Source organism: Yimella radicis, assembly GCF_054778255.1.
The window spans coordinates 53,785-72,926 of the sequence record NZ_BAAGZR010000008.1 but is presented as its reverse complement, the minus strand read 5'-3'; the positions used below and the strand labels follow the sequence as shown (position 1 = coordinate 72,926).

The following is a 19,142-nucleotide window of genomic DNA, read 5'->3' as shown; positions in this document are numbered from 1 at the left end:
GAGAGGGTTACGTGCTCTTGCTCGATGATGTCTGCTTCGCCGCCGAAGTTGTTCTCATCAGCCCGATGTTCTGCAGCGCGAGTCGGTAGACCTCGTCCTTGTCCAGATGCCGCAGCTCCTCGCTGAGCGCCTGGGCCGTGGTCGGCCGGGGCAACGGGAACGGACGCGGTTGGTGACCCGGCTGGGTGAGCGTCGCCTGGTCGTCGGTCGCGCGTTCCAACACGATCGGTCCACTCTCACGCTCCATCCGGACGCTGACCAACCCGCGACCGGCCGCAGCAGACACCCGTCGGACCGGGCAACGCAACCGGACGGCGAGCCACCCACCGAGCAGGTCGGCACTGGCTGAATCGGACGCACCCGTCACCGTCACCGAATCGACCGATTCGAACGGAGACTGGTCCAATGCCGTCGCGAGCAGCGCTCGCCACCTGGTCGTGCGCGACCACGCCATGTCGGTGTCACCGGGCGTGTAGTTTTCGGCTCGACGGGCCAATGCCCGACGTGGGTTCTTGTCCAAGGACACATCGGTGATCCGTCGTCCGGCCAGCGAGCCGACGGACGAGCCGGCCAGGTCGGTCTCACCGGCACCCGGCCACCACGCAACGACCGCCGAGTCGGGCAGCAGGAGCGGAGTGACGATGCTGCCGCCGTGTCGAGCGAGTTCGCCGTACATCCGCATCACCACGAGCTCGCTGACACCGGCCTCGCCGCCGACGCGCACCTGCGCGTCCAGCCGGCTGGCCGCGCGACGGTGTCCGCTGACCAGAGCGAGGATGCGGCTCGGGTGCTCCCTGCTGGCCTCCGCGGCGGCGTCGATCGCGGCGTCCGCGTGGGCCTCGTCGGTGACGACGATGAGCGTCATCACCCGACCGAGAGTCACTGCACCGACCTGCGAACGCAGCCTGAGGAGTTGCTTGGAGATGTCGCGGGTGTTGCAGCTGGGCAGGTCGACGATCACGGGATCCTCCAGGAGCGGCCGTCGAGTTTCATCATCGTGTCGGCCGTCGTCGGTCCCCACGTACCGGCCTCGTACGGTGCGGGCTTGCCATGCCGTTCCCAGTACCGCTCCACCGGGTCGAGGATCTGCCAGGACAGGTCGACCTCCTCGTGTCGCGGGAACAGCGGCGGGTCGCCGAGCAGGACGTCGAGGATGAGTCGTTCGTAAGCCTCGGGGCTCGACTCGGTGAACGCGGTGCCGTAGCCGAAGTCCATCGTGACGTCGCGCAGTTCCATCGAGCCCGCGCCGGGCACCTTCGACCCGAAGCGGATGGTGACGCCCTCGTCGGGCTGCACACGGATGACGATCGCGTTCTGGCCGAGTTCCTCGGTCGAGTTCTCGTTGAAGGGTAGGTGCGGGGCACGCTTGAACACGACGGCGATCTCGGTCACCCGCTTGCCGAGTCGCTTGCCGGCGCGCAGATAGAACGGCACGCCCGCCCAGCGTCGGGTGGCCAGTTCGAGCTTCATCGCGGCGTACGTCTCGGTGGTGGAACTCTTCGCGATGCCGTCCTCGTCGAGATAGCCGATGACCTTCTCCGAGCCCTGCCAGCCCGCGGTGTACTGACCCCGCGCAGTGTGCTTGCCGATGTCGGCGGGCAGCTTCACCGCGGCGAGGATCTTCTCCTTCTCGGTGCGAAGAGCCTTGGCGGAGAACGAGTTCGGCTGCTCCATCGCGGTGATTGCGAGCAACTGCAGCAGGTGGTTCTGGATGACGTCGCGGGCGGCGCCGATGCCGTCGTAGTAGCCGGCGCGACCTCCGATGCCGATGTCCTCGGCCATCGTGATCTGTACGTGGTCGACGTAGTTGCCGTTCCAGACCGGTTCGAACAACTGGTTGGCGAAGCGCAGCGCCAGGATGTTCTGGACGGTCTCCTTGCCCAGGTAGTGGTCGATCCGGAAGACAGAGTCGGTGGGGAAGACCGCACCCACGATCTCGTTCAGCTTCCGGGCGCTCTCGCGGTCGTGACCGAACGGCTTCTCGATGACCACGCGACGCCAAGTGTCCGGCTTGGGCGTCGACAGGCCGGAGCGTTCGAGTTGCTGGCAGACGGTGCCGAACGCGGCCGGTGGGATCGACAGGTAGAACGCGTGGTTGCCGCCCGTGCCGCGCTCCTGGTCGAGTTCCTCCACGGTGCGGGCCAACTCGTCGAAGGCTTCGTCGTCGTCGAAGGCACCGGGCACGAATCGCAGGCCCTTCGACAGGTCACGCCAGACGTCCTCGGAGAAGCCCGTGCGGGCGCCCTCCTTGACCGCGTCCTTGACGATGCGTCCGAAGTCCTGGTCCTCCCAGTCGCGCCGGGCGAAGCCGACGAGGGAGAAGCTGGGGGACAGCAGACCGCGGTTGTAGAGGTCGTAGATGGAGGGCAGCAGCTTCTTGCGGGCGAGGTCTCCGGTGACACCGAACATCACCAGACTGCACGGACCCGCGATGCGCGGGAGGCGGCGGTCGGCCGCCTCCCGCAACGGGTTGATCCCGCGTGCGACGCGAGCAGTGGTCACGAGCCGCCCTGCGAACCCGCGTGCGAACTGGTCGCGGTGCGGATCGCCTGAGTGAGATCGCTCATGCCCTGCTCGGTGTCGGTGAGGTGCACACGTAGCACCGGACGTCCCTTGTCGGCCAGCACCTTGGCGTCGCCGGCGGCCTGCGCTGCGACGAAGTCACCGAAGGTGAAGTCGCGGCCGGGCACCGACAGATCCTCGCGGGGCTCGGTGGTGATCTGCAGGTACACACCGAACTCCGGTCCGCCCTTGTGGTACTGACCGGTGGAGTGCAGGAAGCGCGGGCCCCAGCCGAACGTGACCGGACGGTGCAACGAACGAACGAACAGTTGCCGGACGTCGGCCAGCGACCGGTCGGCGATGCGGTCGAGGTAGGCCATGATCGCCAGGTAGCCGTCCTTCGGCACCTCGCGCAACAAGGCTGCGATCGCGTCCGCTGCCGTCGAAGCGCTACCCAGGAAGTCGCCCGAAGCGCGCACCTCGATGGAACCGTCGGTGAACGCCGGGTCGTCCGCCGCACCGGTGCCCGACTCGAGCATCGAGCGGGCCGCTTCCTTCGCCGATTCCACATCGGGTTGGTCGAACGGGTTGATGCCGAGCAACCGCCCGGCGACCGCCGTGGCGACCTCCCACAACAGGAACGTGGCGCCGAGCGTGCCCGAGACGGCGACGGCGTCGCCGCTCAGCGTGCCGGGGTCACCGGAGGTGAGGTGGACCACCAACTCGTCGTCCGCGTGCTCGTCGGTGTCGACCGATGCCTGACCGGCGACCACCGGGAGCAAACCCTTGCCCTGCTTGCCGGTGCTCTCCGCGATCAACTGCTCGACCCAGTCGCCGAACCCGACGGCTTCGGTACCGGCGTCGACGAAGACCAGCTTGTCGCGCAACGGCTGCGTGCCACCGATCGCGGCGCCCAGACGCAGGCCCGGGTTCGAGTCGTCGTCGGCACCCAATCGCTCTGTGGCAGAAGCAGCTTCGTCCAGCAGTGTTGAGATGTCGGCACCGGCCAGACCGCTCGGCACCAGTCCGAACGCGGTGAGAGCCGAGTAGCGACCTCCGACGTCCGGGTCGGCGTTGAACACCCGGTAGCCGTCCTTGCGGGACTGCTCGTCGAGCGGGCTGCCCGGGTCGGTGACCACGACGATGCGTTCGGTCGGGTCGATGCCCGCCTTCTCGAACGCGTCGACGAACGCCCGGCGCTGGGAGTCGGTCTCGACCGTGCCGCCCGACTTCGACGACACGACGACGACGGTCTGGTCGAGCTGCTCCTGGACGGACGCGCGCACCATGTCCGGCTGCGAACTGTCCAGAACGGTGATCGGCACCCCGGCCGTTGCGCAGATGACCTCGGGAGCCAGCGACGATCCGCCCATGCCGCACAGCACGACCCGACTGACGCCCTTGTCCTGCAGCGACTTTCGCAGGTCCTCGATCTCGGCGACCAGCGGACGCGAGGACTCTGCGAGCCCCACCCAGGCCAGTCGCTTGGCCGATTCGCTCTCGGCGTCCTTGCCCCAGAGCGTCGCGTCCTGCGCGAACAGGCGGCTCGCGACATTGTCCTGGACGAGTTCGGGCAGGTGCCGTTCGATCGCGTCGGCGGCAGCGCCTACCGGCAGCACCTCGATGTTGCTCATTTGGCGGCCGCCTTGTCGAGCTCGCCCTTCACCGAGTCGAGCAGCTCGCCCCAGGAGCCCTCGAACTTGCTGACGCCTTCGTCCTCGAGCACCTTCACGACGTCGTTGTAGTCGACGCCCACGGTGTCGAGCTGGGCGAGCACTTCGCGGGCACCGTCGTAGCCACCGGTCACCTGGTCGCCCGCGACCTCACCGTGGTCGGCGAGCGCGTCGAGCGTCTTGGGCGGCATCGTGTTGACCGTGTCGGCGACGGCGAGGTCGACGACGTACATGGTGTCCTTGTACTCCGGGTTCTTCACACCGGTCGAGGCCCACAACGGGCGCTGGACGTGGGCGCCGTCGTCGGCGAGCGACTGCCAACGCGGGGTCGAGAAGACCTCTTCGAAGGCCTGGTAGGCCAGCCGGGCGTTCGCCACACCGGCCTTGCCCTTGAGCGCCTTGGCCTCGTCCGTACCGATCTCGTCGAGGCGCTTGTCGATCTCGGAGTCGACGCGGCTGACGAAGAAGGACGCGACAGAACGGATCTTGGACAGGTCGTGTCCGTTCTTGTCGGCCTGCTCCAGACCCTCGAGATAGGCGTTCATGACCGCGCGGTAGCGATCGAGGGAGAAGATCAACGTCACGTTGACGCTGATGCCCTCGGCGAGAACGGCGGTGATGGCCGGCAGGCCTGCCTGCGTCGCAGGGATCTTGATCATCGCGTTCGGGCGGTCGACGCTCTTCCAGAGCTTCTTCGCGCTCTCGATGGTGCCGTCGGTGTCCTTGGCCAGTCGCGGGTCGACCTCGATCGACACGCGTCCGTCCTTGCCGTCGGTGCTGTCGTAGACCGACATCAACTGGTCGCACGCGGTGCGGACGTCGTCGGTGGTGATCAGGAAGACCGCCTCGTCGACATCTGCTCCGTCGGCAGCGAGCAGTTTCACCTGCTCGTCGTAGGCAGCGCCGTCCGACAGTGCGGTGGCGAAGATCGTCGGGTTGGTGGTGACACCGACGACGTTCTTCTCCTCGACCAGCTTGGCCAGCTCGTTCTGCTCGAGCATCGTGCGGTTCAGGTCGTCCAGCCAGATCGAGACTCCGACCTCGGACAATGCCTTGGTGTTGCTGTTGGTCATGTCATTCCTCTCGGGAATCAGCTGTATGTGCTTGTGACGGAGCGAAGTTCAGGCGGTGCTCAGTGCCGCTTCGACAGCGGCCAGACGGGCACCTCGACGTCGACGCCGGGGACAGCGTCACCGCTCGTGGCGTCCTTGATCGACTCCTGCGCCGCCGAGACGACGTGGTCGGGAGTGATGCCGAAGTTCTTCAGCACCAGTGCGCCGTCGGCGGACGAACCGAAGTGCTCGATCGACACGCAGCGGCCGGCATCGCCGACGTAGCGGTGCCAGGGCATCGAGATCCCGGCCTCGACGCTGACGCGCGCCTTGACGGACGGCGGAAGCACCTGGTCGCGGTAGCTCTTCGGCTGCTTCTCGAACCATTCGAGGCAAGGAGCGGAGACGACTCGGGCAGCAACGCCCTTGCCCTCCAACGCCTTTCGCGCCTGGATGGCCACGGACACCTCGGAGCCGGTGGCAATGAGGATCACGTCCGGCGTGCCGTCGGTGTCGGCCAGCACGTACGCACCCCTGGCGACGTTGTCGGCAGACGCGTACTCGCTGCGGTCGAGCGTCGGCAGCGCCTGACGCGACAGCGCCAGACCGGCGGGGTGGTCGGTGGTCTCCAGGATCGTGCGCCATGCGACGGCGGTCTCGTTGGCGTCGGCCGGGCGGACGACGTCCAGCATCGGGATCGCGCGCAACGCGGCGAGGTGCTCGATCGGCTGGTGGGTCGGACCGTCTTCGCCCAGACCGACGGAGTCGTGGGTCCAGACGAACGTGACCGGGATGTTCTGCAGGGCAGCCAGGCGCACCGCCGGACGCATGTAGTCGGAGAACACCAGGAAGGTGCCGCCGTACGGACGGGTCAATCCTTCGAGGGCGATTCCGTTGAGTGCCAGGCCCATTGCGAATTCACGAACACCGAAGTGCAGTGTGCGTCCGTACGGGTTGCCCTTCCACTCCTCGGTCTGCCGATCGGCCGGGATGAACGAGGGCTGGCCGCCCATCGTGGTGTTGTTCGACTCGGCGAGGTCGGCCGAACCGCCCCACAGCTCCGGCATGACGTCGGCCAGCGCGGTGAGGATCTTGCCGGACGCCGCACGGGTGGCGATGCCCTTCTCGTCGGCCTCGAAGGTGGGGAACGCCTTCTCGAAACCCTCGGGCAGCTTGCGGTCGACCAGGCGGCCGAGCAACGTCGCGTTGTCCGGGTTGGCCTTGCGCCACGCTTCGTACTTGGCGTCCCAATCGGCGCGCGCCTTCTTGCCGCGCTGCACGACACCGCGGGCGTGGTCGATCACGGCGTCGCTGACCTCGAAGGTCTTGCGGCCGTCGAAGCCGAGCAGCTTCTTCAGACCGGTGACCTCTTCGTCGCCGAGTGCCGAACCGTGCGACTTGCCCGTGCCCTGCTTGGTGGGCGAGGGCCAGGCGATGACCGTGCGCAGAATGATCAGGCTCGGCTTGTCGGCCTGAGTCTTGGCCTTCAGCAAAGCGGCGTAGAGGGCGTCGACGTCCTCTACGTAGCCGGGGTCGGTGGTGCCGTGCTGCTTGCGCCACGGGACCTCGATGACCTCCCAACCGTAGGACTCGTAACGGCCCTTGACGTCTTCGGTGAAGGAGACGTCGGTGTCGTCCTCGATGGAGATCTGGTTCTGGTCGTAGATCGCGATCAGGTTGCCGAGCTTCTGGGTGCCGGCGAGCGAGCTGGACTCGCCGCTGACGCCCTCCATCAGGCAGCCGTCACCTGCGACGACGTAGATGTGGTGGTCGAACGGGCTCTCGCCCTGCGGTGCGTCGGGGTCGAGCAGACCGCGCTGACGGCGCTGGGCCATCGCCATGCCGACCGCGGACGCGAAGCCCGAGCCGAGCGGACCGGTCGTGATCTCGACACCGGTGGTATGCGTGGTTTCCGGGTGGCCGGGCGTCGCCGACTCCCAGGTGCGCAGCGCCTCCAGGTCGGACAGCTGCATGCCGTAGCCGCTGAAGTAGAGCTGGATGTACTGGGTCAGGCTGGAGTGTCCGGCCGACAGCACGAACCGGTCCCGACCCAACCAATGCGGGTCGGACGGGTCGTGGGTCATCACGTTCTGGTAGAGCAGGTACGCCGCCGGCGCGAGGCTGATCGCGGTGCCGGGGTGACCGTTGCCGGTCTTTTGCACCGCGTCGGCCGCGAGGATGCGCGCGGTGTCGACTGCGCGGACGTCGAGGTCGGTCCAGCCGACCGCGTCGGCCTTCGGCAGGGTCAGGCTGTCGTCACGACCGGCGATGGGGGAGGCGTCCGTGGTCACGTGTGAGGGCTCCTTCGAAACGGAGAATTGGGTTCGTGTTCGAGCCTAGACCTGACGCACGCGTCGGTGTCGGCTGCGTGCGGGTCGACTGGGGCGCCGTGGGGTGGCGAGTCTCACTCGCGTCGGACGCCGGCACATCGGGTGAGCGTTCGGGCGGCCGGAACCGAAGGGATAGACTCGAGTTCGTGCGCGTTCACCGCACGAACCATCGTCAAGGAGCATCGTGACCACGATCGAGCCGCGTACGGCCGGCCGTACGAACGACGCCGGATCGACCGATCGCTCCACCCGCCAGGTGATTGCCGACTACGTCGCCCTCACCAAACCGCGGATCATCGAACTCCTGCTGGTGACCACCTTCCCGGTGATGTTCCTGGCCGAGCGCGGTATCCCGAATGTCTGGCTGATCTTGGCCACCCTTGTCGGCGGCTCGTTGTCGGCCGGTTCCGCGAACGCGTTCAACTGCTACCTCGACCGTGATATCGACAAGCTGATGCACCGGACCGAGGGTCGCCCGCTGGTCACCGGCGCAATCTGCCCGCGCAACGCGCTGATCTTCGCGTCCGTGCTCGGTGTGGCCTCGACGCTGTGGCTCGGCCTGCTGGTCAACTGGCTGTCGGCTGCACTGTCGGTGGGCGCGATCGTGCTCTACGTCGGCTTCTACACGATGCTGCTTAAGCGCCGCACATCCCAGAACATCGTCTGGGGCGGCGTCGCCGGCTGCATGCCGGTGCTGATCGGCTGGTCCAGCGTCACCGACTCGCTGTCGTGGTCGGCGCTCGTGCTGTTCCTGGTCGTGTTCTTCTGGACGCCGCCGCACTACTGGCCGTTGTCAATGCGCTTCAAGGACGAGTATGCCAACGCCGGTGTGCCGATGCTCCCGGTCGTCGCGCAGGACACCGCGGTCGCCAGGCAGATCGTCATCTACTCCTGGGTGACCGTGCTGACCACGCTGGTGCTGATCCCGGTCGCCCCGATGGGATGGATCTACACCGTGCTCGCCGTGCTGTCCGGCGCACTGTTCCTGGTCGAGGCGCACAAGCTGCAGGCGCGCGCCAAGCAGGGAGTGCCGTACTCGGTGCTGAAGCCGATGCGGCTGTTCCACTACTCGATCAGCTACCTGACGCTGGTCTTCCTCGGTGTCGCCCTCGACCCGATCCTGTACGCCGCCCTCCCAGGTCTGTAGTTGCCAGCGGCGACCGCCTCACAGGTAGCCGTTCTCCCGCAGCAGCGCGACGATCGGCGCAGCGCTCTTCGCCTGCCGACCTGCACCCATCAACTCCGGCGTACATCCGACGAAGACGTCGATCGACACAGCCGGACCGGAGGCATAGTCGAAGACCAACGATCGGTTCTGCTGGGGTTTCGGCGCCTGGCCGCATGAACTCCAACCTTGTGCTGTGGTCGTCGGTAGGGCCCCAAGGACACGAATGACCTCGGTGCGCAGCGCTGCAGAGGGTGGGCGCATGGCCTTGCTCTCGTCGCAGACGGTGAATCCGATCGGGTCACCCGGGATGAGGTCACGGTCGCTTCCGACTCGTCCCGTCCCACGCGAACACCCCCCGTCCCGCGGCGGAGCCACCCACCTCGCCTGCTTCGCCGAATCAGCCAGCACGCGGCCGAATGCGGGGTCCGCCGTGAACGTGCCGTTCGACGTGGTGGAGCAGTTGTTCGGGTCGTCCTGAGCTGCCACCCACACCCTCCCGGTCCGGTAGGTGAGTCCGAGCAGCTGGTTGGTGACGGGGCCACCCGCGGCGGTGCATGCCCGACCGGACGAACGGGCTCTCATCTGGTACCCGAGATCGTTCGGGATCCGGTCGAGCCCGGCGGCGAGGGTCGTCGATGTGGCGAGGGGGAAGGTCTTCCCTGCCACCTGCTGGTCCATGTTGGTGCCGGCCGGGTAGCTGCAGATGACGGCACTTGTCGGAACACCCGGTGGCACAAGGGAATCGGACGTCCCTGCCAGTGTCGCCGCCTGCGGTACCCACGTCGGTGACTGCCGCGCCCGTGCCGGGCACGTGGCGGTTTTCACGGGTGGTGTCGTCGGGCTGCTCGTCGAACCGGTGGACGATGTCGACGATGGCGCAGCAGTGGACCCGGGCGGCGACGAACCAGCGACCTTCTCGCTTCCGCAACCGGTGATGACGAGAAGTCCGGTGGCGAGAACCGCTGTCCGGACGAGACGAGCGCTCATGATTCCCCCTGGTGTGTGATGAATCACAGCATGGCCCGCCAGCGGCGCTCTGTCTGCTGCGTACGCCGAATCGTGACGATGCGTCCGGCGAGCGGCTACACGTCCTCGCGGACCCGAAGCGACAGCAGCGCCCAGGTCACGCTCGCCACGAGCAGCGACGCACCGAGCATGTGCAGCAGCACGAGCACCCAGGGCAGGTCGGTGAAGTACTGCACGTATCCGATCAGTCCCTGCAGCAGGGTCACGATCAGCAGTGCGGTCCAGGCGCGCGGGGCGTTGGTGCCGGGTGCAGTGAGGCGGACGGCGACCAGCACGCCGATCACGAGTCCGACGAAGAGCATGACGGCATCGGCGTGCAACCAGGAGATCGTGCGCGGGTCGAGTCCGAGACGGACGGGTTCGTCGGCGTCCCCGGAGTGCGGACCCGAGCCGGTGACCAGGGTGCCGAGAAGGAGCACGACCGCGGTGAACGCGGCGACGCCCTGAGCAAGGCGCCAGATGCCCGGCCGGACGATGAGTCGCGCGGGCGCGTCACCTTCCCGGCCGCGCCACACCAGCCAGGCGGAGGCTGCGACCAGCAGCATCGAGATCATGAAGTGCGCGGCGACGATCGCCGGGTTGAGGCCGGTCAACACCGTGATGCCGCCGACGATCGCCTGCAGCGCGATACCGATCAGCACCATCGCGGTCGGCAGTCGCAGCCCCTTGCGCTGCGGTGCGCCCTTGATGATCCCGATCAGCAGGGCGAGAGCCACGATGCTCAGCAGGCCGGTCAGTGTGCGGTTGCCGAACTCGACGTACTTGTGCCACGACTGTTCCTGGTAGCGCGTGGGCGTGATCGACCCCTCCACGCACTGCGGCCATTCGGGACATCCGAGACCGCTGCCGGTGAGGCGGACCAGTCCACCCGTCACCACGATGCCGATCTGGCAGGCGAGGTTCAACCAGAACAGCGTCGTCAGCCAGCGGGGAAGGGGACGCGAGGAGAGTGTGGGCAGGAGGAACCCGCGTCCGGCTGAACCCGCCGCCTCGCAGGTGCGCAGGTCGTGGTCGGTCCGGGTGCTCGTCATGTCAGGTGCCATTCGTCGTCATTCGTTGCTTCAGTCGCTCCAGTCGAAGGTGCCCAGGGCGAGCACGGAAGCCAGGGCTCCCCATGCGGCCAGGACGAGGAGAGGCAGGAGTGCGTCGCCGACGTGACCGGTCAGCGCATGACGCAGACCGTCGCCGAGAGCGCCCGACGGCAACCACGCGACGACGGAGCCGAGCACTCCGGGCAGCCGGTCGGACGGGAGCAGCAGGCCCCCGAGTCCTGCGACCAGTACCCAGATCAGGTTGGCGACCGCGAGGACTGCTTCGGCGCGCAGCGACCCGGCGAGCAGGAGAGCGAGGGCGACCCAGGTCCAGGTGCTGATCACGAGGAAGAGCAGCGCCACCGGCAGGCCCCCGACCGAGGGACGCCAGCCGAGTGCGAGGCCGAGTCCACCGAGCACGACGGTTTGAATGCCGACGACCGCGAGGACTCCGATTGCTTTGCCCCACAACAGTCCTGAGCGACCCAGGGGGGTGGTGCCGAGGAAGCGCAGCACCCCGTAGCGGCGGTCGAAACCAGTGGCGATGGCCTGCCCGGTGAACCCGGTCGACACGACGGCGAGGGCCAGTACGCCCGGGACGATCAGGTCGATCCGCCGTCCGGCTCCGAGGTCGGGGACGTCGGTGAGGACCAGCGCAAGCAGTGCCAGCGCGGGGAGCACCAGGGAGACGAGCAGCTGCTCGCCGTTGGAGAGCAGGGTGCGGGTCTCGTACCCCGCCTGAGCCCGGACGCGGGCAGCGGTTGTGGAACTCATCGGGTCGCCTCGGTACGGCGGGTCAGTTCGAAGTAGCGCGCCTCCAGGCCGGTGGTGCCGGCCACCTCCGCGAGCGTGCCCGCTGCGCGGACCTGCCCGTGAGCGATCACGACGATGTCGTCCGCCAGTCGTTCGGCCTCCTCGAACGAGTGCGTGGTCACCACGACCGCGCAGCCCCGGTCGCGTTCGTCACGGATGAGGTCCCACACGTCCAGCCGTGCATGCGGGTCGAGGCCGGCCGTCGGTTCGTCGAGGAAAGCCACCTCGGGAGTGCCGAGCAGCGCGGCGGTCAGGGCGACGCGCTGCCGTTGGCCGCCGGACAGCCTGCGCATCGAGGTGTCCCAGAAAGCTTGCAGATCAAGCCGATTCGCGAGTTCATCGAGGCGAACACGTCCGTCGACGAGAGTCGCCACGTGCTGCAGGAAGCGTCGTGCGCCGACTGCACCCGGAAGCCCGCCATCCTGCAGCATGACACCGACCCGGCTGCGGTGCCGATCGTCGGCGCGCCAGGGGGAGCGGCCGAGCACGCGGACCGAGCCGGTCTGCGGCTGCTTGAGGCCCTCGGCGAGTTCCATCGCGGTGGTCTTACCGGCTCCGTTCGGCCCGAGGACGCAGGTCACTCGTCCGGCGTCGGCTGTGAAGGCGAGCGCATCGAGAGCGGTGTTGGTGCCGTATCGGTGCGTCACCTGATCGAACGCGACCGCCGGAGACTTCACGGTCACCCAGTCTAGGTTGCTTTTCGGACGGCGATGACAGCCGTCATCAGCTCAGGCCGACGCCTGGGAGTCCGTGCACGCGCCGCTCGATCGCCGGGGACGCCGGACGGGGAACGCGCGAGCCGGCGGCTGCGGACGTGGTTGTTGGACGGGATCCACGGCATGTCCGCCTGATCGCCGAGGCCTCGCCGGAGGCACGTGAGCGGGTTAGGTCATCCTGAGTTTCCACGGCTTTTCGAATAAGGACATACTGGTGTTGTGTTTATTGCTGACCGTGCTGCGCCCGCAGCCGACCGTGCCGAGTCCGGCACGCGTCGTCGCGTGCTCACGCTGGTCAGCGAGCGGGGTCCGATCACCGCTGCGCAAGTCGCCGAGATTCTCGGTCTGACCACTGCCGGCGTCCGACGTCACCTCGACGTGCTGGCCGAGGAAGGCGCGGTCGAGGAATCCGATCACGCGCTGGCCGGCGCCCGTAAGCGGGGACGTCCGGCCCGGGCGTATGTGCTGACCGAGCGGGGCCACCAGAGCCTGCGCGGCGACTACGACGAACTCGCCACCTCGGTGCTGCGCTTCCTGCGTGACAACCAGGGCGAGGAGGCCGTGGGTGCCTTCGCGCGGGCGCGAGCCCTGAAGCTCGCCGAGCAGGTCCGCCCCGCCGTCGAGGCGGCGGGCGACGACCCCGAGGCGCGCACCGCGGCGCTCGCCGAAGCGTTGCGTATCGAGGGCTACGCCGCATCGTCCCGGCCGGTCGGGAAGGGAACGCCACTCGCAGGCGTTCAACTGTGTCAAGGGCACTGCCCGGTGCAACATGTGGCCGCCGAGTTCCCGCAGTTCTGCGAAGCCGAGACCGAAATCTTCTCCGACCTGCTCGGAGCGCACGTCCAAAGACTTGCGTCGCTCGCATACGGCGACCACGTCTGCACGACGTTCATCCCCGCCAACCAACTTGCCAATTCGCCACAGAAGAGAAGGGATCCGCGATGAGCACCATCGAAGAGCTCAACCCGGGACTGAAGGACATCGGCCGTTACGAATACGGCTGGGCCGACAGTGACACCGCGGGCGCCAGCGCTCGCCGCGGCCTGAACGACGAGGTCGTCCACGACATCTCCGACCGCAAGAGCGAGCCGGCCTGGATGAAGGAGCGCCGTCTCAAGGCGCTCAACCTGTTCTACAAGAAGCCCATGCCGCAGTGGGGCTCCGATCTCACCGGCATCGACTTCCAGAACATCAAGTACTTCGTGAAGTCCACCGAGAAGCAGGCCACCAGCTGGGAGGACCTGCCCGAGGACATCAAGAACACCTACGACCGACTCGGCATCCCCGAGGCGGAGAAGCAGCGCCTGGTCGCCGGCGTCGCCGCCCAGTACGAGTCCGAGGTCGTCTACCACCAGATCCGCGAAGACCTGGAGGAGAAGGGTGTCATCTTCGTCGACACCGACACCGGTCTGCGCGAGCACGAGGAACTCTTCAAGGAGTACTTCGGTTCGGTCATCCCCAGCGGCGACAACAAGTTCGCGGCGCTGAACACGGCCGTGTGGTCGGGTGGCTCGTTCATCTACGTGCCCAAGGGCGTCCACGTCGACATCCCGCTGCAGGCCTACTTCCGCATCAACACCGAGAACATGGGCCAGTTCGAGCGGACGCTGATCATCGCCGACGAGGACTCCTACGTCCACTACGTCGAGGGCTGCACCGCGCCGATCTACAAGTCCGACTCCCTGCACTCCGCCGTCGTCGAGATCATCGTGAAGAAGAACGCCCGCGTCCGGTACACGACCATCCAGAACTGGTCGAACAACGTGTACAACCTGGTCACCAAGCGCGCCACCTGCGACGAGGGCGCGACGATGGAGTGGATCGACGGCAACATCGGCTCCAAGGTCACCATGAAGTACCCGGCGGTCTTCCTGCTCGGCGAGCACGCCAAGGGCGAGACCCTGTCGATCGCGTTCGCCGGCGAGGGCCAGCATCAGGACGCCGGCTCGAAGATGGTGCACGCCGCGCCGAACACCTCCTCGACGATCGTGTCGAAGTCGGTGGCCCGTGGCGGTGGCCGCACCTCCTACCGCGGTCTCGTGCAGATCCTCGAGGGCGCCAGCGGTTCCAAGTCGAGCGTGGTCTGCGACGCGCTGCTGGTCGACCAGATCAGCCGCAGCGACACCTACCCGTACGTCGACGTCCGCGAGGACGACGTGCAGATGGGCCACGAGGCCACGGTGTCCAAGGTCAGCGAGGACCAGCTGTTCTACCTGCGCTCGCGCGGTCTGTCGGAGGAGGAGGCCATGGCGATGATCGTGCGCGGCTTCGTCGAGCCGATCGCCCGTGAGCTGCCGATGGAGTACGCGCTCGAACTCAACCGCCTGATCGAGCTGCAGATGGAAGGTGCCGTCGGATAACCCCCGACGCACCCGCAAATCCATCAACGACAAGGAGATTCAACTTTCATGACGCTCATCACGCCAGAGCGCAACCAGGCCCAGGGGCACACCGACTCGTCTGCGGCCTTCGTGCCCGACCAGTCGCGCGCCGAGCGCAAGACCTCGTTCGAGCCGGCCGACTTCCCCGTGCCGCACGGCCGCGAGGAGGAGTGGCGCTTCACCCCGATCGACACGCTGACCAACCTGTTCAGCGACGCCGCGGGCGACGACGGTGCGGTCACCGTCGACGTCAGCGGTGCGCAGGCGGTCGTGGCCGACACGCTGGACATCGGTGAGGCCCCGCGCGGAACCGTGCTCACGCCGGCCGATCGGGCGGCGGTGGTTGCCTCGGCCAACACCGAGCAGGCGCTGCACCTGAAGCTGGACAACGACACCGAGTACGCGGAGCCGCTGCGCGTCCGCGTGCACGGTGAGGGTGCCGGACGTCGTTCCAACGCGCACTACGTCATCGAGGCCGGACGGCACTCGAAGGCCCTGGTGATTCTGGAGCACACCGGGTCGGCCGACCACACCGGCAACCTCGAGGTCGTCGTCGGTGACGGTGCCAACCTCACGGTCGTCTCGCTGCAGCAGTGGGACGACGACGCCAATCACCTCGGTCAGCACGACGCGATGGTCGGACGCGACGCCACCTACCGTCACATCGTCGTGACGCTGGGAGGCAACGTCGTGCGGTTGAACAGCAACGTGAAGTACGCCGGCCCCGGCGGCGACGCGACGCTGCTCGGTGTCTACTTCGCCGACGCCGGTCAGCACCTGGAGCATCGCTCCTTCGTCGACCACAACGCGCCGCGCTGCCGGTCGCTGGTCACCTACAAGGGTGCGCTGCAGGGCGACACCGCCCGCACCGTCTGGGTGGGCGACGTGTTGATCCGCGCCGAGGCCGAGGGGATCGAGACCTACGAGCTCAACCGCAACCTGGTGCTCACCGACGGGGCGCGCGCCGACTCGGTGCCAAACCTTGAGATCGAGACCGGCGACATCGAGGGGGCGGGGCACGCGTCCTCGACCGGCCGCTTCGACGACGAGCAGTTGTTCTACCTGCAGGCTCGCGGCATTCCCGAGGCCGAGGCCCGTCGCCTGGTCGTGCGCGGCTTCTTCGCCGACATCATCGCCAAGATCGGTGTTCCCGAGGTCGTCGACGGCCTGATGGAAGCCATCGAGGACGAACTGGCGGCGACCCAGCAGTGAGCGAGTATGTCAAGGTCTGCACCCTGGACGACCTGCCCGAGGTCGGCGCAGTGGTCGCCGATTTCGACGGTCGCCGGGTCGCCATCGTGCGCGACAGCCTCGGCGAGGTGCACGCGATCGACGACACCTGCACCCACGCGAACGTCTCGTTGGCCGAGGGTGAGGTCGAGGGCTGCACCATCGAGTGCTGGCTGCACGGCTCCCGTTTCGACCTCAACACCGGGGCGCCGACAGGCCTGCCGGCCACTGTCCCGGTCGTCGTCCACTTCGTGAAGATCGACGGCTCCGACGTCAACGTCGCCCTGAACAACTGAACTTTTCGAACCTGCTTCAAGGAAAGAGAACACTGATATGACGACTCTCGAGATCAAGGATCTGCACGTCTCGGTCGACACCGAGCACGGCGAGAAGGAGATCCTCAAGGGCGTGAACCTGACCATCAAGTCGGGTGAGACCCACGCGATCATGGGCCCGAACGGCTCCGGCAAGTCGACCCTGGCGTACTCGATCGCCGGGCACCCGAAGTACACGATCACCTCCGGTGAGGTGCTGCTGGACGGCGAGAACGTCCTCGACATGGAGGTCGACGAGCGCGCTCGCGCCGGCATCTTCCTGGCGATGCAGTACCCGGTCGAGGTTCCGGGCGTGACCGTCTCGAACTTCCTGCGTACCGCCAAGACCGCCATCGACGGCGAGGCGCCGAAGCTGCGCACCTGGGTCAAGGACGTCAAGGGCGCCATGGAGAACCTGCGCATGGACCCCGCGTTCGCCGAGCGCAACGTCAACGAGGGCTTCTCCGGTGGTGAGAAGAAGCGTCACGAGATCCTGCAGATGGAGCTGCTGCAGCCGAAGATCGCCGTGCTCGACGAGACCGACTCCGGCCTCGACGTCGACGCGCTGCGCATCGTCTCCGAGGGCGTCAACCGCGCCAAGGAAACCTCGGAGGTGGGCGTGCTGCTGATCACCCACTACACGCGCATCCTCAACTACATCAAGCCCGACTTCGTGCACGTCTTCGTCGACGGCAAGGTCGCCGAGGAGGGTGGCCCGGAGCTGGCCGAGCGCCTCGAAGCCGAGGGCTACGACCGTTACCTGACCGCCAAGGCCTGAGCCGGATGACTTCTTTCGACGTGCAGCGGCTGCGGGAGGACTTCCCGCTGCTGCGCCGTACCGTGCGAGGTGACCAGCCACTGGTCTACCTCGACTCCGGTGCGACGTCGCAGAAGCCGCTCACCGTGCTGGACGCGGAGCGCAGCTACTACGAGCAGCAGAACTCCGCCGTCCACCGCGGTGCACATCAGCTGGCCGAAGAGGCCACGGACGCCTACGAGCAGGCGCGGGCCAAGATCGCCGCGTTCATCGGTAGTTCGGTCGACGAGATCGTGTTCACCAAGAACGCGACCGAGTCGATCAACCTGGTGACCAACGCGTTCGCCACCTCGCCGCATCCGCGGATCGAGGGCAGCGAACGCTTCGAGATCGGTCCGGGTGACGAGGTGCTCGTCACCGAGATGGAGCATCACGCCAACCTTGTCCCCTGGCAGGAGCTGTGCCGTCGTACCGGCGCGACCCTGCGCTGGATCGGGATGACGCCGGACGGCCTTCTCGACCTGTCGAACCTGGACGAGTTGCTCACCGAACGCACCAAGGTCGTCGCCTTCACGCACGTGTCCAACGTGCTGGGCACGATCAATCCGGTGCGCGAGATCGCCGACCGGGCACACGCCGTCGGTGCCCTGGTCGTGCTGGACGCGTGCCAGTCGGTGCCGCACATCCCGGTCAACGTGACCGCTCTCGGTGTCGACTTCCTGGCGTTCAGCGGCCACAAGATGCTCGGCCCGATGGGCATCGGTGTGTTATGGGGACGGGCAGAACTGCTCGAAGCCATGCCGCCGTTCATCACCGGTGGCTCGATGATCGAGACCGTCTACATGGACCACTCGACCTACGCGGGCCCCCCGCAGCGGTTCGAGGCCGGTGTCCCGATGGCCGCTCAGGCCGTCGGTCTCGGCGTCGCCTGCGACTACCTGTGCGACATCGGCATGGACGTCGCCGCCGCCCACGACCGTGAACTCGTCCAGGCGACGCTCGACGGTCTGGCGAAGCGTCCGTGGGTCCGGGTGCTGGGTCCGCTCGACGCCGCCTCGCGAGCCGGCGCGGTCGCGTTCGTCGTCGACGGCGTGCACCCGCACGACGTCGGCCAGATCCTGGACGACTCCGGGGTCGCCGTCCGTACCGGTCACCACTGCGCGTGGCCGTTGCACCGGGCGTTCAAGGTGCCGGCCTCGACGCGGGTCAGCTTCGGGGTGTACAACACGCTGGACGAGGTTGACGCGTTCCTGAACGCTCTCGATCGCGTGCCGGCAGTGTTCGGTCTCGACGCCGAGATCGCACAGGCGCCCGATGCGAAGGCGGAGGCCTCCTGATGGACCTGTACCAGCAGTTGATCCTCGACCACTCCAAGCGCCCGCAGCACGCGGGCCTGCGCGAGCCGTTCGACGCCGAGACACACCACGTCAATACCTCGTGCGGCGACGAGGTCACCCTTCGAGTTCACCTCGAGGGTGAGGGTTCGGACGCCAAGGTCGCCGATGTTTCCTACGACTCGATCGGTTGCTCGATCTCTGTCGCCTCGACCTCGATCCTGGCCGAGGAGGTGATCGGCCACAGTGTGACCGAGAGCCTGGAAACCTTCGAGGCGATGCGTTCCATGCTCACTAGCCGTGGCCAGGACCCGGGGGATGAGGAGATGATCGGTGACGGCGTCGCCCTTGCCGGTGTCTCCAAATACCCGGCCCGGGTGAAGTGTGCGCTGCTGGGGTGGACCGCCTACACCGACGCGCTGGCACGAGCCGGCGCCGACATCTCAAGTACTTCTTCGCAGGCCCGATCTCAGGGAGGCAACTCATGACCGACGTACAGACCCCGCCCAACGTGGCGGACGTGGAAGAGGCGATGCGCGACGTCGTCGACCCCGAGCTCGGCATCAATGTCGTCGACCTCGGCCTTGTCTACGGCATCACCGTCGACGGCGACAACAACACCGTCATCGACATGACCTTGACCTCGGCGGCCTGCCCGCTGACCGACGTCATCGAGGATCAGACCCACCAGGCGCTCGAGGGGCTCGTCTCCTCGGCCCGGATCAACTGGGTCTGGATGCCGCCGTGGGGTCCGGACAAGATCACCGACGACGGACGCGAGCAGCTTCGCGCCCTCGGTTTCAACGTCTAGCCTG

General features: G+C 67.3%; 18 protein-coding genes. 9 read left to right on the top strand and 9 right to left on the bottom strand.

The annotated features are described in order from the left end of the window. Window positions 1-7: 7 nt before the first annotated feature. Genes ACYU8W_RS06380 through tkt form a run of 5 tightly spaced genes read right to left on the bottom strand, consistent with a single transcriptional unit; the run spans window position 8 to window position 7,518 of the window. On the bottom strand, window positions 8-961 hold the full coding sequence (locus ACYU8W_RS06380; RefSeq protein WP_499467590.1) for a glucose-6-phosphate dehydrogenase assembly protein OpcA: 954 nt from the start codon (window positions 959-961) through the stop codon (window positions 8-10). Continuing rightward, window positions 958-2,502, bottom strand: a complete 1,545-nt coding sequence (gene zwf, locus ACYU8W_RS06375; protein WP_499467588.1) for a glucose-6-phosphate dehydrogenase — start codon at window positions 2,500-2,502, stop codon at window positions 958-960. Before zwf ends, ACYU8W_RS06380 begins: the two co-directional genes overlap by 4 nt. After that, window positions 2,499-4,136, bottom strand: a complete 1,638-nt coding sequence (locus ACYU8W_RS06370) for a phosphoglucose isomerase-related protein (RefSeq protein WP_499467586.1) — start codon at window positions 4,134-4,136, stop codon at window positions 2,499-2,501. Before ACYU8W_RS06370 ends, zwf begins: the two co-directional genes overlap by 4 nt. Beyond that, window positions 4,133-5,248 carry a transaldolase gene (gene tal / locus ACYU8W_RS06365; RefSeq protein ID WP_129625113.1) on the bottom strand — a complete coding sequence of 372 codons (1,116 nt, stop codon included), beginning with the start codon at window positions 5,246-5,248 and terminating at the stop codon, window positions 4,133-4,135. The genes ACYU8W_RS06370 and tal overlap by 4 nt, the downstream gene beginning before the upstream one ends. Before the next feature lie 59 nt (window positions 5,249-5,307). After that, window positions 5,308-7,518: a transketolase gene (tkt, locus tag ACYU8W_RS06360; protein ID WP_499467584.1), complete on the bottom strand. Its 2,211-nt coding sequence runs from the start codon at window positions 7,516-7,518 to the stop codon at window positions 5,308-5,310. Between the two features lie 223 nt (window positions 7,519-7,741). Here tkt and ACYU8W_RS06355 point away from each other — a divergent pair, with 223 nt between their 5' ends. Next, window positions 7,742-8,704, top strand: coding sequence for a heme o synthase (locus ACYU8W_RS06355; RefSeq protein ID WP_129625115.1), 963 nt, complete (start codon window positions 7,742-7,744; stop codon window positions 8,702-8,704). 18 nt (window positions 8,705-8,722) lie between these two features. On the opposite strand, the gene ACYU8W_RS06350 is transcribed toward ACYU8W_RS06355, so the two are convergent. From ACYU8W_RS06350 to ACYU8W_RS06335, 4 genes are all read right to left on the bottom strand, one after another. Beyond that, window positions 8,723-9,391: a hypothetical protein gene (locus ACYU8W_RS06350; RefSeq protein ID WP_499467582.1), complete on the bottom strand. Its 669-nt coding sequence runs from the start codon at window positions 9,389-9,391 to the stop codon at window positions 8,723-8,725. Window positions 9,392-9,807: 416 nt separating this feature from the next. After that, the gene (locus ACYU8W_RS06345) at window positions 9,808-10,782 is read right to left on the bottom strand and encodes a COX15/CtaA family protein (RefSeq protein WP_499467580.1); all 975 of its coding nucleotides are present in this window, start codon (window positions 10,780-10,782) and stop codon (window positions 9,808-9,810) included. A gap of 30 nt (window positions 10,783-10,812) precedes the next feature. Beyond that, window positions 10,813-11,556, bottom strand: coding sequence for an ABC transporter permease (locus tag ACYU8W_RS06340; protein ID WP_499467578.1), 744 nt, complete (start codon window positions 11,554-11,556; stop codon window positions 10,813-10,815). Then, a complete protein-coding gene (locus ACYU8W_RS06335) occupies window positions 11,553-12,272 on the bottom strand; it encodes an ABC transporter ATP-binding protein (RefSeq protein ID WP_499467576.1) in 720 nt (239 codons plus the stop codon). The genes ACYU8W_RS06340 and ACYU8W_RS06335 overlap by 4 nt, the downstream gene beginning before the upstream one ends. Before the next feature lie 258 nt (window positions 12,273-12,530). On the opposite strand from ACYU8W_RS06335, the gene ACYU8W_RS06330 reads away from it, so the two are divergent. The 8 genes from ACYU8W_RS06330 to ACYU8W_RS06295 are packed head-to-tail and all read left to right on the top strand — an operon-like array spanning window position 12,531 to window position 19,138. Next, entirely contained in the window at window positions 12,531-13,256 is a 726-nt protein-coding gene (locus ACYU8W_RS06330) for a helix-turn-helix transcriptional regulator (RefSeq protein WP_499467574.1), read from the top strand. Next, on the top strand, window positions 13,253-14,671 hold the full coding sequence (gene sufB, locus ACYU8W_RS06325) for a Fe-S cluster assembly protein SufB (RefSeq protein ID WP_239701811.1): 1,419 nt from the start codon (window positions 13,253-13,255) through the stop codon (window positions 14,669-14,671). The genes ACYU8W_RS06330 and sufB overlap by 4 nt, the downstream gene beginning before the upstream one ends. A 48-nt stretch (window positions 14,672-14,719) precedes the next feature. Then, the gene (gene sufD, locus ACYU8W_RS06320; protein WP_499467572.1) at window positions 14,720-15,904 is read left to right on the top strand and encodes a Fe-S cluster assembly protein SufD; all 1,185 of its coding nucleotides are present in this window, start codon (window positions 14,720-14,722) and stop codon (window positions 15,902-15,904) included. After that, the gene (locus ACYU8W_RS06315; protein ID WP_141928637.1) at window positions 15,901-16,218 is read left to right on the top strand and encodes a non-heme iron oxygenase ferredoxin subunit; all 318 of its coding nucleotides are present in this window, start codon (window positions 15,901-15,903) and stop codon (window positions 16,216-16,218) included. Before sufD ends, ACYU8W_RS06315 begins: the two co-directional genes overlap by 4 nt. Window positions 16,219-16,255: 37 nt before the next feature. After that, window positions 16,256-17,014, top strand: coding sequence for a Fe-S cluster assembly ATPase SufC (gene sufC / locus ACYU8W_RS06310; RefSeq protein ID WP_239701814.1), 759 nt, complete (start codon window positions 16,256-16,258; stop codon window positions 17,012-17,014). 5 nt (window positions 17,015-17,019) lie between these two features. Next, a complete protein-coding gene (locus ACYU8W_RS06305) occupies window positions 17,020-18,330 on the top strand; it encodes an aminotransferase class V-fold PLP-dependent enzyme (RefSeq protein ID WP_499467569.1) in 1,311 nt (436 codons plus the stop codon). After that, a complete protein-coding gene (gene sufU / locus ACYU8W_RS06300) occupies window positions 18,330-18,815 on the top strand; it encodes a Fe-S cluster assembly sulfur transfer protein SufU (RefSeq protein ID WP_499467567.1) in 486 nt (161 codons plus the stop codon). The genes ACYU8W_RS06305 and sufU overlap by 1 nt, the downstream gene beginning before the upstream one ends. Next, window positions 18,812-19,138, top strand: a complete 327-nt coding sequence (locus tag ACYU8W_RS06295; RefSeq protein ID WP_129625126.1) for a metal-sulfur cluster assembly factor — start codon at window positions 18,812-18,814, stop codon at window positions 19,136-19,138. The genes sufU and ACYU8W_RS06295 overlap by 4 nt, the downstream gene beginning before the upstream one ends. Window positions 19,139-19,142 lie beyond the last annotated feature (4 nt).

Bases quoted from the DNA above. Each gene is read 5' to 3' on its own strand.
- ACYU8W_RS06370 (WP_499467586.1), bottom strand. From the start codon at position 4,136: ATGAGCAACATCGAGGTGCTGCCGGTAGGCGCTGCCGCCGACGCGATC.
- tal (WP_129625113.1), bottom strand. From the start codon at position 5,248: ATGACCAACAGCAACACCAAGGCATTGTCCGAGGTCGGAGTCTCGATC.
- ACYU8W_RS06345 (WP_499467580.1), bottom strand. From the start codon at position 10,782: ATGACGAGCACCCGGACCGACCACGACCTGCGCACCTGCGAGGCGGCG.
- ACYU8W_RS06340 (WP_499467578.1), bottom strand. From the start codon at position 11,556: ATGAGTTCCACAACCGCTGCCCGCGTCCGGGCTCAGGCGGGGTACGAG.
- sufB (WP_239701811.1), top strand. From the start codon at position 13,253: ATGAGCACCATCGAAGAGCTCAACCCGGGACTGAAGGACATCGGCCGT.
- sufD (WP_499467572.1), top strand. From the start codon at position 14,720: ATGACGCTCATCACGCCAGAGCGCAACCAGGCCCAGGGGCACACCGAC.
- sufC (WP_239701814.1), top strand. From the start codon at position 16,256: ATGACGACTCTCGAGATCAAGGATCTGCACGTCTCGGTCGACACCGAG.
- ACYU8W_RS06305 (WP_499467569.1), top strand. From the start codon at position 17,020: ATGACTTCTTTCGACGTGCAGCGGCTGCGGGAGGACTTCCCGCTGCTG.
- sufU (WP_499467567.1), top strand. From the start codon at position 18,330: ATGGACCTGTACCAGCAGTTGATCCTCGACCACTCCAAGCGCCCGCAG.
- ACYU8W_RS06295 (WP_129625126.1), top strand. From the start codon at position 18,812: ATGACCGACGTACAGACCCCGCCCAACGTGGCGGACGTGGAAGAGGCG.